This is a genomic window from Empedobacter sp. UBA5924 (assembly GCF_002431085.1).
In the GTDB taxonomy this organism is placed as follows: domain Bacteria; phylum Bacteroidota; class Bacteroidia; order Flavobacteriales; family Weeksellaceae; genus Empedobacter; species Empedobacter falsenii_B.
Genome location: NZ_DJDM01000022.1, coordinates 1 through 14,195, shown reverse-complemented (window position 1 = coordinate 14,195; position 14,195 = coordinate 1). Strand labels below are relative to the sequence as shown.

At 30.8% G+C, this 14,195-nt stretch carries 11 protein-coding genes; 5 read left to right on the top strand and 6 right to left on the bottom strand.

What is annotated here, in order from left to right; all coding sequences use genetic code 11:
• Position 1: 1 nt before the first annotated feature.
• The gene (locus B3792_RS05285; RefSeq protein ID WP_221855726.1) at positions 2 to 511 is read right to left on the bottom strand and encodes a DUF2480 family protein; all 510 of its coding nucleotides are present in this window, start codon (positions 509 to 511) and stop codon (positions 2 to 4) included.
• 100 nt (positions 512 to 611) lie between these two features.
• Between B3792_RS05285 and lpxB the strand changes: the two genes are divergently transcribed.
• The 4 genes from lpxB (at position 612) to B3792_RS05265 (ending at position 4,318) form a co-directional block, all read left to right on the top strand.
• Positions 612 to 1,724: a lipid-A-disaccharide synthase gene (gene lpxB / locus B3792_RS05280; RefSeq protein WP_286494960.1), complete on the top strand. Its 1,113-nt coding sequence runs from the start codon at positions 612 to 614 to the stop codon at positions 1,722 to 1,724.
• Between the two features lie 246 nt (positions 1,725 to 1,970).
• Positions 1,971 to 2,411, top strand: coding sequence for a hypothetical protein (locus B3792_RS05275; RefSeq protein WP_180905443.1), 441 nt, complete (start codon positions 1,971 to 1,973; stop codon positions 2,409 to 2,411).
• 13 nt (positions 2,412 to 2,424) lie between these two features.
• Positions 2,425 to 2,982, top strand: a complete 558-nt coding sequence (locus B3792_RS05270) for an RNA polymerase sigma factor (protein ID WP_038333274.1) — start codon at positions 2,425 to 2,427, stop codon at positions 2,980 to 2,982.
• Positions 2,969 to 4,318, top strand: a complete 1,350-nt coding sequence (locus B3792_RS05265; RefSeq protein ID WP_038333276.1) for an outer membrane beta-barrel protein — start codon at positions 2,969 to 2,971, stop codon at positions 4,316 to 4,318. The genes B3792_RS05270 and B3792_RS05265 overlap by 14 nt, the downstream gene beginning before the upstream one ends.
• 16 nt (positions 4,319 to 4,334) lie before the next feature.
• Here the strand turns inward: B3792_RS05265 and B3792_RS05260 are convergent, their stop codons facing one another.
• Complete coding sequence (locus B3792_RS05260) at positions 4,335 to 4,772, bottom strand: DUF2141 domain-containing protein (protein ID WP_260391932.1); 438 nt, start codon at positions 4,770 to 4,772, stop codon at positions 4,335 to 4,337.
• Between the two features lie 76 nt (positions 4,773 to 4,848).
• Between B3792_RS05260 and B3792_RS05255 the strand changes: the two genes are divergently transcribed.
• Positions 4,849 to 6,813 (top strand): ComEC/Rec2 family competence protein, encoded by a 1,965-nt coding sequence (locus B3792_RS05255; protein ID WP_291069061.1) that lies wholly within the window; start codon positions 4,849 to 4,851, stop codon positions 6,811 to 6,813.
• Here the strand turns inward: B3792_RS05255 and B3792_RS05250 are convergent.
• The 4 genes from B3792_RS05250 to B3792_RS05235 form a co-directional block, all read right to left on the bottom strand.
• Positions 6,803 to 7,246, bottom strand: a complete 444-nt coding sequence (locus tag B3792_RS05250; RefSeq protein ID WP_291069059.1) for a thioredoxin family protein — start codon at positions 7,244 to 7,246, stop codon at positions 6,803 to 6,805. The two genes, B3792_RS05255 and B3792_RS05250, sit on opposite strands and share 11 nt — an antisense overlap.
• A gap of 15 nt (positions 7,247 to 7,261) precedes the next feature.
• Positions 7,262 to 9,346 carry a peptide MFS transporter gene (locus B3792_RS05245; protein ID WP_291051849.1) on the bottom strand — a complete coding sequence of 695 codons (2,085 nt, stop codon included), beginning with the start codon at positions 9,344 to 9,346 and terminating at the stop codon, positions 7,262 to 7,264.
• A 29-nt stretch (positions 9,347 to 9,375) separates the two neighbouring features.
• Positions 9,376 to 10,860, bottom strand: a complete 1,485-nt coding sequence (locus B3792_RS05240; RefSeq protein WP_125348915.1) for a peptide MFS transporter — start codon at positions 10,858 to 10,860, stop codon at positions 9,376 to 9,378.
• A 171-nt stretch (positions 10,861 to 11,031) separates the two neighbouring features.
• Entirely contained in the window at positions 11,032 to 13,191 is a 2,160-nt protein-coding gene (locus B3792_RS05235; protein ID WP_291069057.1) for a S9 family peptidase, read from the bottom strand.
• Between the last annotated feature and the right edge of the window lie 1,004 nt (positions 13,192 to 14,195).

Sequence of the window (14,195 nt, the reverse complement as noted above, 5' to 3'; positions counted from 1 at the left end):
TTTATTTCTTCTTTTTATAAAGCGGAACAGTGCTACACGCTTCACCAAACATTAACGAGCTTACAATTGGTTGTAAACGTTCAATTAACTGAATATAAGCCGATTCTGGCACAGGTTTGTGAGAGCAACCTTTCACTATTATTTTTCCATCAACATAATCTTCATAAGGCAAATGATCTACAATTTCTGTGTACAAAATCGTATCCAAATCTTGCAAACTTCCATGTACAATTCGTTTCGCAATTGGCGACAAATAGGTTGCAACCAACAAATAAGCCCAAGACGGAACAATCGCATCCGCAGTACACGTTAACGCTACATATTTATCTTGATATTGTGTCCAATCATGATTTTTAAGATTTTCTCTAAAATCCTTTTCTCTAAGAATCAATTCTTCATATAACCAATCTTTCAAGTCAAAAACAACACGATCTCCATCAGGATAATAATCCTGTAAATCAATTGTTACTAAACTACTATTGGCAACTTTATTTATAATTTCGTCTGACATTTTTCTTTGTTTGAAAGAGTAAATTTACGCAATAAAAAACATTGAAATCTACTCCACTTATAGATTTCTCCTATCTTTGTAAGAAGAAAAATGATTTCCATTGAAATACTATATCATTGCAGGTGAAGCTTCGGGCGATTTGCACGCATCGAACTTAATGAAAGAATTAAAATTAAAAGATCCACAAGCTGAATTCAGATTTTGGGGAGGAGATTTGATGCAAACGCAAGGCGGAACTTTAGTCAAACATTACAGAGATTTGGCGTTTATGGGTTTTGCTGAAGTTGTAATGAATTTGAGAACGATTTTAGGAAATATTTCGGTTGCTAAAAAAGACATCGAAGCTTATCAGCCAGATGCAGTTATTTTAGTTGATTATCCTGGTTTTAATCTCAGAATTGCTGAATTTGTAAAAAGTCTTGGAATTAAAATTTACTATTATATTTCGCCACAAATTTGGGCTTGGAAAACTGGTCGAGTTCATAAAATCAAAAAAGTTGTCGACAAAATGTTTGTGATTCTTCCGTTCGAAGAAGAATTTTATCAACGTTACAATTACAAAGTAGATTTTGTCGGAAATCCATTATTAGATTCGTTGAATAATCTTCCGCCAATTGATGAACAACAATTTAGAAAAGATCATAATTTAGACGAAAGACCAATTATTGCTTTACTTCCTGGAAGTCGAACACAAGAAATTAAAGTCAAATTACCTTTGATGCTTTCAGTGGAAAAAGATTTTCCCGATTATCAATTTGTTGTGGCTGGTGCACCATCTCAACCAATCGAAAATTATAAAAAAATTGCAGGCAACAACTTGAAAATTGTTGAGAATAGAACCTATGATTTATTACGAGTTTCTCATGCAGCCTTGGTTACATCAGGAACAGCAACATTAGAAACTGCTTTACTGAAAGTTCCAGAAGTTGTTTGTTACAAAGGAAATGCTATTTCGTACGAAATCGGAAAACGTGTTGTAAAAAACATTCGTTTTATTTCGTTGGTAAACTTGATTATGGACGAAGAAGTAGTGAAAGAGTTAATTCAATATGATTTAACTTACGAAAATATCAAACGAGAATTAGATTTAATTTTAAATTCTCCTAAACGTGAAAAAATCATGAAAAGCTACGAAGAATTGTATCATAAACTTGGTGGAATTGGCGCTTCAGAAAGAACCGCTTCACTAATTACTGAGGACTTAAAAAAATAATTAAAAAAAAGTAAAAGTTTGACGCAACCTTTTATTGTTTTTTTAATCTTGTAAGCTATAGATGTCATTCAGATCTAATTATTAAAATGTTTCAGGATTGACTTAATTAAAGTTTACACCTATTCTAACAAAGTAATCCTCTTGATTTTCAAGGGGTTTTCTTATTCTATATATTAATTTCTTATTCTTTCACGCAACCTTTTCTAAAATCTATATCTTATTTTTATAACGATTAAAACTCATACAATGAAATTAATGAAAAGATTAAGCATGTTTGCTTTGGTAGGTATTTTAGGTTTATCAACATTTAGTTGTTTAAATAATGATGACTCAGATTATATGAATTATGGTTTTTTAGCAACAACGGCAATTAATGTTCATGAAGACTCTATTCAGCCAGTAGGAAAAACTACAAATATTCGAGTAACGTACGAAAAAACAAATTCTTGTCAAAATTTTATTCAATTTAGCTCTTTACAAGGAAGTACAACTTTTAAACACAACATTGGTGTTTATGCAAGTCAAAGTAATGGAAACTGCACGCAAAATACTTCGTACGAAACAAAAACTTTGAAGTTTACACCTAAAGAAGCTGGTGAGTACACATTAAGATTTTGGACGGGAAATAAACCAAATTCAACTGAACCAATTTATGACTCAATTGTGTTAAATATCAAAGAAAAATAAAGTCCAATAAGTTTTGAATAGTGACTCTCTTGAAATTTTAATCAAGCAATGTCAAGAACAAAATAGAAAAGCTCAAGAAGAAATTTATGTTGAGTTTTCACCTGTTTTGTTCTCGATCTGTCTTCGTTATGCCGAAAATTATGAAGATGCGCAAGATATTTTTCAAGAGGGTTTTATTCATATCTTCAATAAAATAAATCAATTCAAATTCGAAGGATCTTTTGAAGGTTGGATGAAACGGATAATGGTAAATCTTAATTTAGAAAAACTAAAAAAGAAGAATAATTTACCTTTTGAAGATTTCGAAAATCTCATTATCACACAGGAAGATGACGACGAAGTTGAAGAAGATTTTGATTATCAACAGTTGTTAGAAGCCGTTCATAATCTTCCACCACAATATAGGCAAGTTTTTAACCTCTACGTTTTTGAAGAATATTCGCACCAAGAAATTGCAGAAATGCTGACCATTTCGGTTGGAACTTCAAAATCAAACTTATCAAGAGCACGAAATTTATTAAAACAAAAACTCAATCAATTAAAAACTGTCACAGAAGATGAACAAATTTGATCAACATATTAAAGATAAACTCTCGCAACCACAACTTCCTCCTTTGGATGCTTGGAAAAATATTCAGGAGAAATTAGACGAGAAAGAAAAGAAAAAACGAATCATTCCTTTATTTTATTGGATTGGTTCTACTGCGGCATGTTTAGTTGTGGGAATTTCTATCTATTATTTTAATCAAAATGATACAATTAACGTTAATCATATGCCGACTAATGAAGTTGTAAAAACAAAATCGACTTCTAAAGAATCTATCAAAAAAGATTGGAATAATATTGAACATACAAATGAAAAGTCTTTTGATAATAAGATTGTTTCTTCTGTAAAAAAATCTTCTAAATCAAATCAAAAAACAATTCAAAGTTCAAGTTCATATTTTGAAAATATAATTGGAGAATCAACTTTATTTTCGAATACAATTCCAAATCAAAAAGAAGATAAAACACTAGAATTATCTCAAAAGAATTCAACTCAAAAAGATAATTTTGTACAAAATAATTCTTCAATCAATCCAAAAAATGAAGTTTCTGAAAAAGAAACTAATCCTAAAATTTTAGAAGAAAAACCATTAGAATTAGTTCTTCAAGAAGAGGAAAAAAAGAAAGAGAAAGTAGAAATCAAACAGAAATCTCCACTTCTGACGATTTCTTCGTACATCAATCCAACAAAAGTGTTAGAATCAAAATCTATTTTAGCAAATGAATTTAATGATTACAACATCAAAAATAACATTACAGTTGCTTATGGCGCAAAAGTTTCTGTTCGATTAAATGATAAGATAAATGTTCGTTCGGGAATTGCAAAAGTTGAGTTGGAACAAAATACAACCAATATAAATTCGGGAATCAATACAGGTGTTTATGCACTTTCTGCAAGCATGCCAAAATCATCTAACAATATCACATATCATTCGAATATTCGAGTTGTAGGTGATAATATATCACATACAACAATGACCATGTTGTCTTCTGAAACCAATACTATGGAACAAAAAGTTCATTACATCGAAGTTCCATTAGAAGTTGAATATAAATTGGCAAGTTTTGATAAATTCAATATTATAGCAATAGCGGGAGGAAGTTATTTTGCTGTAACGAAAAATTCTATTTCATTAGCTGATACTAATACAAGATCAAATTATAAATTAGGCGAAGCAAATAACTTAAATAATTCGAGTTATAGCGCTAACGCTGGAGTTAAGTTAGAGTATAATTTATCAAATAAATCAAGTATAAATTTGGAACCAAATTATAGATATATGCTAAATCCATTGAAAAATGTAGATGCTAAAAATCCTTCTTTATTAGGATTGAATATAGGTTTTTCAATTAAATTTTAACAAAAAAAGACGAAGATTATTCTTCGCCTTTGTTATTGTTTAATTTGATTACAATTGTATTATTTTCTTCAGTCATATCCACTTTGGCTTCCTCAAAAGTTGGCTCACGCAAAATAGGATCTAAATTCTTAGAAAAACCATACGGTTCTTTACGCACACCCAAAAAACTTTTATCAAGCTGTTTATTATTGTTCGTATCCAAATACACTTTTACCGCATAAAATGTTGGCTCAATATCTTTAAAAACCGTTTCATACTTGTCTATATCAGCAACTGGAACGTACAATTTTTTGAATGCATTTTGACCTTTTGTATAATTTTCTACATTTCTATAAAACTCTATAGCCAAATTTCCTTTCATTTTCTTAAGGTTTGTGATTGATAGTTTTACATCAATTTGAGCCATTGCCATTTGAGTAAAAAATAACACAATTAATATAAGAATCTTCTTCATTTTTTTATTTTTTTAATCAATTCATTTACAAATAATTAAAACCTACTATTTGTAAAAAAATTTATAAATTATTAGGATGAAAAAGTATCTCTTTTTTACCCTAACAATTTGTTTCTCAATCGGAATAATTTTATCCGAATTATTAATTCCTGCTACAAATTTACGAATTATATTTTTTTCATTAATTATTCTACTTTTTATCTCTTTGTTAAAAAATAATAATCGTCAAAATATAATCACTTTTTTAGGCATTTCGATGATTTTAGGCTATTATATTCATCAAAATTATAATAGACATTCAAAAATTGATTTCGAATCTGTTTCGAGAATTCATTTACTAAAAGTCGTTTATAGTTCTAATTCTACCGAAAAATATACCAATTACGTTGTAAAAGATATTGAAACGAATGAGCAAATTTTACTTCATATCAAACCTCAACAACAAATTTTATATCCCAATGATGAAATCATAATTTTAGGAGAAAAAAGAGAAATCCAAGAACCGTTAAATCCATATCAATTTGATTATAAACGTTTCTTAAACAGAAAACGAATTTATTCTCAAATCTTTACAAATGAAATTATTTCTATTCACAAAGAAGGAAATGGATTTCGAAATTGGGTTGCCAAATCGAAAGTCAAGATTCGAAAAGAACTAACAGAACAAGGTTATTCCCTTGAAAGTAGAGCGATTATTTCGTCTATGCTTTTGGGTGATAGAACAGAGCTTTCGCAAGAACTCAATCAAAGTTATGTAGCAACAGGAGTTGTGCATATTTTATCCATTTCTGGTTTACATGTGATGATGATTTACATGATTTTACAATTCGTTTTACAACCATTATTAAAGCTAAAACAAGGTCGAAAAATTAGAATAATTATTAGCTTAATATTTATCTGGATCTTTGCTTTTTATGTCGAATTACAACCGCCAGTTTTTCGTTCTGCGTTGATGATTACCATTTATTATATTAGCGAATTACTCAACCGACCAAAAAATATTTTCCACACACTTTCACTTTCTGCTTTTATCATTCTAGTTTTTCAACCTAATTATTTGTTTGATGTTGGCTTTCAATTGAGTTTTTCAGCGGTCTTTTTCATTGTTTGGCTCAATCCAATTTTTGAGTATTATTGGAAAGTTAAAAATAGTTTCCTGAAGAAAATCAAGATTATGATTGAAACAAGTTTATCTGCTCAATTAGGAACTTTACCAATTTCGGTCTTGTATTTTAATCAATTTTCAGGATTGTTTTTATTTGGAAATTTAGTCTTGATTCCTGCTTCCTTTTTTATGATTTGTGGCGGTATAATTAGCATTCTTCTCATCATTTTTGATCTTAATATTCCAATCTATACGTGGATTTTCAATCATTTTATTTATTATTCAAATCAATATATTTATTGGTTAGCAAACTTCAAGTTTATTGCGAAAGATGTTTACATCAGTTTATTTACCGCGATTTTGATTGGCGTTATTTTATATGCATCGAAACCTTTATTCCTAAAAAAATCTAAACTAGCATTATTTGTTTGTTTAATTTCTTTATTTCTAATGGAATCTGAACGATATTATCAAGTTTATCAACTCAATCATTCGAATGAATTAATTGTTTTTAATCAATACAAGAATAGTATTATCGGCATAAGAAATCAACGAAGTTTAAGCATTTTAAGTGAAAATCCTTTGGATGAAAAAACATATAATTTTACGATTAAACCATATAAAATTCACGAACGAATCAAAGATGTTAGTTTCTACTCTTATGATTCAGACTTTAAACATCAACATTTTATCAAACATCCAAATTTTATTGAAACGAAGTCATTTAACCTTTTATTAAATGAAGAACATTCTGATACTCCTTTTTATGTGTTAATTCATCAATCGAAGCTTTATTCTTTCGAAAATAATGAAAATTTAAAAAGGGTAATTGCTGATGCCAGCAACTACCCTTCTATTGTTAGAGAACTTGAAGAAACTTCTGATTCTGTTTTATTGAAAACCTCTCAACAAGGTTATTTCTCGATTAAATTTTGATATCGTTTATGAAATCTGTTGAATTACGATAGCCCAAAACAATTTTGTTAACATCTCCTTTTCCGTTCATCAAAACAGTTGCAGGATAGCTCAATTGTCCGTTTGTAAAGGCATACGCCATGTAATTCGCTTTAGCAGGTGCAATATAGGTGTACTGAATTCCCATAAATTTTACCATATCCTTTGTTTCCGCATCAAATTTTACCGCAATGTAATTTTTGTTTACATAATCTGCGACTTTATTATCTGTAAAAGTTTCTTTGTCCAAACGCTTACAGAATCCACACCAAGTTGTATAAAAATTAATCAATACAGGTTTTTCTGGATGTGCTTTCATTTCCTTTGTTGCTTCGTCTAATGATAACCATTTAATTTCTTGTCCAAAAAGAAATGATGATAAAATTAGGGCAGCGATTGCTAAGCTTGATTTCATAAATTTCAATCTTTATTATTTAACTCCGTGCATCAATTTTTTCATGACTGGATTTAATGCGATAACGATTAAACCTGCTACAATTGGTACAATTGTAAAGATTAAGAAGAAAGTTGATAACGAATATTCTTTGGTAATATTTTCGATTTGACCTCCTAAAATGGCTGCCAATTTGTTACCAATTGCAATTGCAAGGTACCACATTCCGAACATAAATGCAATCATACGTGCTGGAACTAATTTCGATACGTACGAAAGTCCAACTGGAGATAAGCAGAGTTCGCCCAATGTATGGAATAAATAAGCTAATACTAACCAGATGATAGAAACTCTAACACCTTCTGAAATTCCGTAAGAACCGAAAGCTAAGAATCCGAATCCGATTGCCATAATGATTAATCCTAAACCATATTTTACAGAAGCTGATGGGTTGTATTTAGAATCCCAAACACGAGAAACTAACGAAGCTAATGCAATGATGAAGAAAGAGTTTAATGTAGAGAACCAAGAAACGGTAATTTCTACTTGAGAATCTTTAATCTCTGCTACTTTCGCAGGAACAACTTCAGATGGTTTATTTTGATTTTTATATTCAGTATCTAATTTCACTAAACTTTCTGGAGAAACTAATACAAATTTATCTCCTTCTTTGTGAATATTAATATCAGATCCTTTTGTTAAAGCGTCTTGAGAAGCTAAATTAATTGTTTCAGTTACAATTTTATCTGTAGAGTTTGCCACATAAGAAGCCGTAACTGGTGTTTTATCAAAAACAGGTTGTCCTTCTTCGTTCATCACTTGTTTACCAGCGTCGTCTAATTTAGCCGTTTCAATTGCTTGGTAAGAAACATCGTAAGAGTGAGAAGTCCAGTTATAGTTTAACATCCAAATTGCAGCAGCCCAAATTCCTAAGAAAGTAAACGCTAAAACAACATTAGATAAAGCCGCTTTTTTAAATGTTTGTTTTGCTAATAAAATCAATACATACGAGATGAACAATAATGGAACAACTGTTAATAATGTATTGAAAACGTTGAATGCCATTGCAGCACCTCCAATTAAGTTACGTTCTGTATTATCACGCGCAAAGATTACTAATGATGTAGCTCCTTGTTCGAAAGACATCCAGAAGAAGATAACGAAGAAAGCAAAAATAATTACCGCAATCATACGATCACGAACCACTTTTGTATAATTTGCCAAACGACGAATTACCACAAAGAAGAACAAGAATAGTGCTACTAAAATAACGACATTTTGTCCTGATAATCCTCCGATAGAGAATGGGAATAAGTTAATTCCACCAATTGCATTTAACGGATCATTGAACGCATATCCTAATCCTAAAAGCGTCATAATAACGATCAATACTTGATCTAATACTGTAAAAGGATTTGGTTTTTCTCCTGGTTCGTATTTTGGTGTATCATCATCAGCAGTAATTTGATTTCCTGTTTTTGAAGGAACCTCACCGATATACCCAAATAATGGTTTTGCTAACCAGAACTGTAATGTTCCTAATAACATGAAGATTCCAGCTAAACCAAATCCCCAGTGCCATCCTACTTTTTCTGCTAAGAATCCACACAACATCATTCCGAAGAATGCACCAGCGTTAACTCCCATGTAGAAAATTGTATAAGCACCATCCTTTTTCTCAGGAAAGTCTTTGTACATTTCTGATAAGATAGATGTCATATTTGGTTTAAAGAATCCTGTTCCAATAACCAAACACGCCAATCCTAAATATAAAAAGATAGGTGTATCAAAGGCCATGAATGCATGACCAAGAGTCATAATAATCGCACCAATTACAACTGCCCATCTATAACCTATGTATTTATCGGCAATAATACCTCCAAAGATGGGCGTAATGTATAATAACATTGCGTATGTTCCATATAAAGCAGTTGCTTTTTCTATAGACCATTCCCAACCTGGATTTAACCCAATAACTGCAGCTGTTAAAAACTGAATTAATAAAACGCGCATTCCGTAGAATGAAAAACGCTCCCACATCTCTGTAAAGAAAAGCACGAACAACCCTGACGGATGCCCAAGTACTTTTGAATCAAAGAAATTTTCTGATTTTGAACTCATGTTTGTTTGTTAAAAGTATATCTTAAAAGTTATTTTACGTCTTGCATTAATTTACGAATAAATGGAGACAATACGATGACAACAACACCTGCAACTAAAGAGTAAATTGCCAATTGTTGATAACCATCTGTATAAGCCATTAATTTATCTGTTAAAGATGCTGTTGGACTTGGGTCTGACATTCCAGCTCCTAAGATTCCTGCTAAATATTGCCCGTAAGCAGATGCTAAGAACCATAATCCCATCATCATTCCTCCTAAGTGTTTTGGAGATAATTTTGTTACCATTGATAATCCAATTGGTGATAAACACAACTCTGCAATTGTAACTGCAAAATATGCTAATGCAAATATTTCTAATGATGATAATCCATTTTCGTCAGCAAAAAATCTTAAAGAATAGAAGATATAATAAGCCCCTGCTAACATCAAGAAAGCTAAACCAAATTTTACAACTGTGTTTGGCTCAATTTTCTTTTTCGCCATCCATAACCAAACTAAACCTAATAAAGGTGAGAAAATAATAACATACAATGAGTTTGCACTATTATTCACAATGTTTGGATCTAATGGAACGCTAAATAAAGTTGAATGTAAGTTTTTGTTTGCAAACAAAGCTAAAGAACCTCCTGCTTGCTCAAAAATTGCAAAGAATAAAATAGAGAACGTAATCATGATAAAAGCAGCGATAAACTTACTTTTTTCTTTAGAACTTGGTATTTTATATAATTGAATTAAATAATAAATAATTGCCAATGGTCCTACAATAAACATAAACATATCTGTGTATGCTGTATTATGAATCATGATAAAAATTAAAGGAATACAAACCAATGCTCCTACATATACGGCTACTTCTCTAATTAATCTTTTCTTAGGATCCATTTTTTCAAGTGGAGAATCTCCAATTGGTCCCAGCTCGTTACGGATAAATAAGAATAAAACAACTCCAATTATCATTACGATACCAGCCGCTAAGAAAGCATAATTCCAACCAACTTGTTTACCTAAATAAACACAAACTATACCTCCTAAAAATGCACCTATATTAATCCCTGAATAAAATAAACCGAATCCAGCATCACGTCTTGGATCATCAGCTTTGTACAGTTCTCCAACCATCGAAGAAATATTTGGTTTGAAAAAACCTGTTCCAATAATACTTAATGTAATTCCGTAATAGAAAAATTGATGAGGATCTGTTGCAATTAATAAGTTTCCTGCAACCATTACCAACCCTCCGAAGATTAATGATTTTTTGAATCCTAAGATTCTATCTGCAAAAATACCTCCGATAAAAGTAAATGCATAAACAAAAGCTTGGATTGCTCCATATTTTAAATTTGATTCTGCATCCGTTAATCCCAACATATCTACCATAAAAATGGCAAGAACTCCTCTCATTCCGTAGAAGCAGAAACGCTCCCACATTTCTACCATAAACAAATGCCAAAGCTGTTTTGGGTATTTCCCTTCAAAGTTTTGAATTTGCTCTAAAGTTAATTTTTGACTCATAATTTCTTTAACTAAGCGCTAATATATCATTTAGATTTTATTAGCAATCAACGAAAATAAAAAAAACCTCCGACAATGCAGAGGTTTTTTTTGTTTAATGTATGATTTTTGTCAATTTGAATAATGTTTCATCTTATTCATTGGCGTATTCTAATAAATACAGCTTTTTTCTTACAAATTCTTCTTGATAAAGTTTGTCATTTTACGGTAAAGCTGAATACGCGTGTTTCCACCATAAATCCCGTGATCTTTATCGGTATAAATTGCCATATCAAAATCTTTGTTCGCTTGTACCAACGCTTCCGATAATTCGAATGTGTTTTGTGGATGCACATTATCATCAGCAGAACCAGAAATTAATAAGAAATTACCTTTTAAGTCATTTGCATAATTAATTGGTGAATTATCGTCATAACCAGCTGCATTTTCTTCTGGTGTACGCATAAAACGCTCTGTATAAACAGAATCATAATAACGCCAATTCGTTACAGGAGCAACTGCAATCGCCGCTTTGAACACATCATTCCCTTTGAATAATACATTCGAAGCCATGAATCCTCCGTAAGACCAACCCCAAATTCCGATACGAGATTTATCTACATAAGGTAAATTACCAATCTCTTTCGCCGCAGCAATTTGATCCTCTACCTCATATTTCCCTAATTGCAAATATGTTTGTTTCTTGAAAGCTTCTCCTTTGTATCCCGTTCCACGACCGTCAACACAAAAAACGATGTAACCTTCTTGCGCCAACATCATGTGCCAATAATCATTCGAGTTGAAATAAGCATTGTTTACATTCTGAGAACCTGGTCCAGAATATTGATACATCAAAACTGGGTATTTTTTGTTTGGATCAAAGTTTTTTGGTTTGATTACATACGCATTCAATTCATTTCCTGCTGCAGTTTTCAACACAAATAATTCTTTTGTTCCAATATTATCTGTAGTCAATTTATCTTTTAAAGAAGTATTGTCAACGATAACACCCAAATCTTTTCCAGATTTAGATTCTACTAAACTAATTGTTTTTGGAGTCGTTGTATTCGAAAAAGTATTAATGAAATAAGTAAAATTCTTACTGAAAGCAGCCGAATTTGTTCCATTATTTTTCGTCAACATTGTAGTTTTCTTACCATCTAAACTAACCGAAGAAATTTGTCTTTCTGTCGAAATACGTTTTCCATTATTCGAGTTAGATTGATAATAAAGTGTTTTATTACCAGGATTATACCCATAGTAATTCGTTACCTCCCAATCTCCTTTCGTCACTTGGTTAATTAGCTTTCCGTTATCTGCATAATGGTAAATATGGTTATTTCCATCGCGCTCAGAAGTCCATAAGAACGAATTATCTGCTAAAAACTCTAACGTTAAATTATCCGTTTCTATCCACGCTTTATTTGTTTCAGTAAATAATTTATTTACTTTTTTCGTGTTGATATCATAAAACGAAACATCTACATTATTTTGATGACGGTTAGACGTTACAACCGTTAATAAATTCGCTTTTGTAGAGAACTTAATTTTAGGAATATAATAATTCTGAACTCCGCCTAAATTAACATTTGCAGTTGAGTTATTCTTCGTATCAAAAACATGTAACGAAACTTCCGAATTATCTTGCCCTGCCTTTGGATATTTGTAACGTAATTCTTGTGGATAAAGATTGTTGTGGTAAATCGGAATATTAATTTCTTTCACTTTCGATTCGTCAAAACGAACATAAGCCAAAGATGTTCCATCAGCATTCCAATCAAAATTTCTTACGAAACCAAATTCTTCTTCATAAACCCAATCATTAATCCCGTTGATAATATTATTCTTTTTACCATCAGTCGTAACTTGCGTTACCTTGTTCGATTTTAAGTCTTGAATGTATAAATTATTCTCAAAAGCAAAAGCTACCTTAGAAGCATCTGGCGAAAACAAAGGCTCTTGAATTCCTTTTCCATCAAATAACAATACTTTCGATTTTGTTTGCGTATCATACACCTCAAACTTTGCTGTAAACGAATGACGATAAATTTGGTGCGGATTAGTTTGCAATAAAACGTAACGCTCATCAGAACTAAATTCATAACCTTCAAACTTTCCTGGAACGACAACAATATCAGAAGTCTGACCTTTTTTCAATGTCGATTCGTACGAACGTTTTACCAATCCGTCTTTTGTCAGAATAGTATAATTTTCTCCATCGTTCAATGAGTTCACACCGTACAATGAATTTTCGCGGTATTTTCCGCCATATATCCCTTCAATGGTTATTTGTTGTGCATAAGAATAAGCGCCCATCGCAAGGACAGCCAAACTTAAAATAAATTTTTTCATATTAATTTTCTAATCATGTGAGTTCAAACAATCAAATATAAACAATTCTATTTTCTCAAATAACACATTTCCTCGAATAATCCATTATAATCGTTCATATAAACGAAAAACTCTTCACTATTTTATATTTTAAACAATTTACAGATAATCGTATTTCATCATTCTTATCAAAAATATTTTTTATTCAAAAAAAAAATACTTAAATTAATCAAATATTTGTAATTTAATCATTTAAACAATACAAATTACATTTTTTACAAAAAGTGACCACAAATGTCCGGTTTTGTCCACTTCTGTCCTCCAGTATTTTTATCAACAATATGTTTTAGTTAATTGAAACTCCTATACAAACCTCTGTATATCTATGTTTCACATCATCTCGAAAAATAGCTCATTTTACTCTTGTTCGACCATCGTTCGACAAACTTGCGGAAAAATGCACCTTTGCGAGGACAATGGTCGAAGAACGGTCGAAGAAAACACGAATAAACTCTGTAGAGATTTATAAAAAAAAATAATAATGTTGCAGTAAAAAATTAGTACGAAAGAAAAATAATTTTGTCTGATATGAATACCTTCACTCAACGATAAAATGCGTCTTTCAGAGCATTTTAAATTACAAATTTGTTTATTCAAAACTGCACTCTCACGCAATCAGTGTTTTAACCTAAAAATCTTTGGTGTATAATAATGATTATGTTTAATAGACCTTAATAATGTAAATATTGTTTATTTTCTATTTGAAAAATGATTTCTTATTCCTTTCATCATGTTAAGATAAATAAGTCTTATACCTTTTCTTATACTGTATTTTTTTTAGGATTTCCAAATCAAGATGAAACAAATGATGGAAGAAGAATGAATTGACAAACGAACACAGTTGCCAATACTTTTATTCAACACGTAATAGGGTCGATTAATAAACTAATTTTATCAATTTGATAGATATAAAAAAAGGATTTTTAAAACAAAATCCTTTTTATAGGCAATATCCAAAAAACTGT

Bases quoted from the DNA above. Each gene is read 5' to 3' on its own strand.
- B3792_RS05235 (WP_291069057.1), bottom strand. From the start codon at position 13,191: ATGAAAAAATTTATTTTAAGTTTGGCTGTCCTTGCGATGGGCGCTTAT.
- B3792_RS05275 (WP_180905443.1), top strand. From the start codon at position 1,971: ATGAAATTAATGAAAAGATTAAGCATGTTTGCTTTGGTAGGTATTTTA.
- B3792_RS05285 (WP_221855726.1), bottom strand. From the start codon at position 511: ATGTCAGACGAAATTATAAATAAAGTTGCCAATAGTAGTTTAGTAACA.
- B3792_RS05245 (WP_291051849.1), bottom strand. From the start codon at position 9,346: ATGAGTTCAAAATCAGAAAATTTCTTTGATTCAAAAGTACTTGGGCAT.
- B3792_RS05255 (WP_291069061.1), top strand. From the start codon at position 4,849: ATGAAAAAGTATCTCTTTTTTACCCTAACAATTTGTTTCTCAATCGGA.
- B3792_RS05265 (WP_038333276.1), top strand. From the start codon at position 2,969: ATGAACAAATTTGATCAACATATTAAAGATAAACTCTCGCAACCACAA.
- B3792_RS05240 (WP_125348915.1), bottom strand. From the start codon at position 10,860: ATGAGTCAAAAATTAACTTTAGAGCAAATTCAAAACTTTGAAGGGAAA.
- B3792_RS05250 (WP_291069059.1), bottom strand. From the start codon at position 7,246: ATGAAATCAAGCTTAGCAATCGCTGCCCTAATTTTATCATCATTTCTT.
- B3792_RS05260 (WP_260391932.1), bottom strand. From the start codon at position 4,772: ATGAAGAAGATTCTTATATTAATTGTGTTATTTTTTACTCAAATGGCA.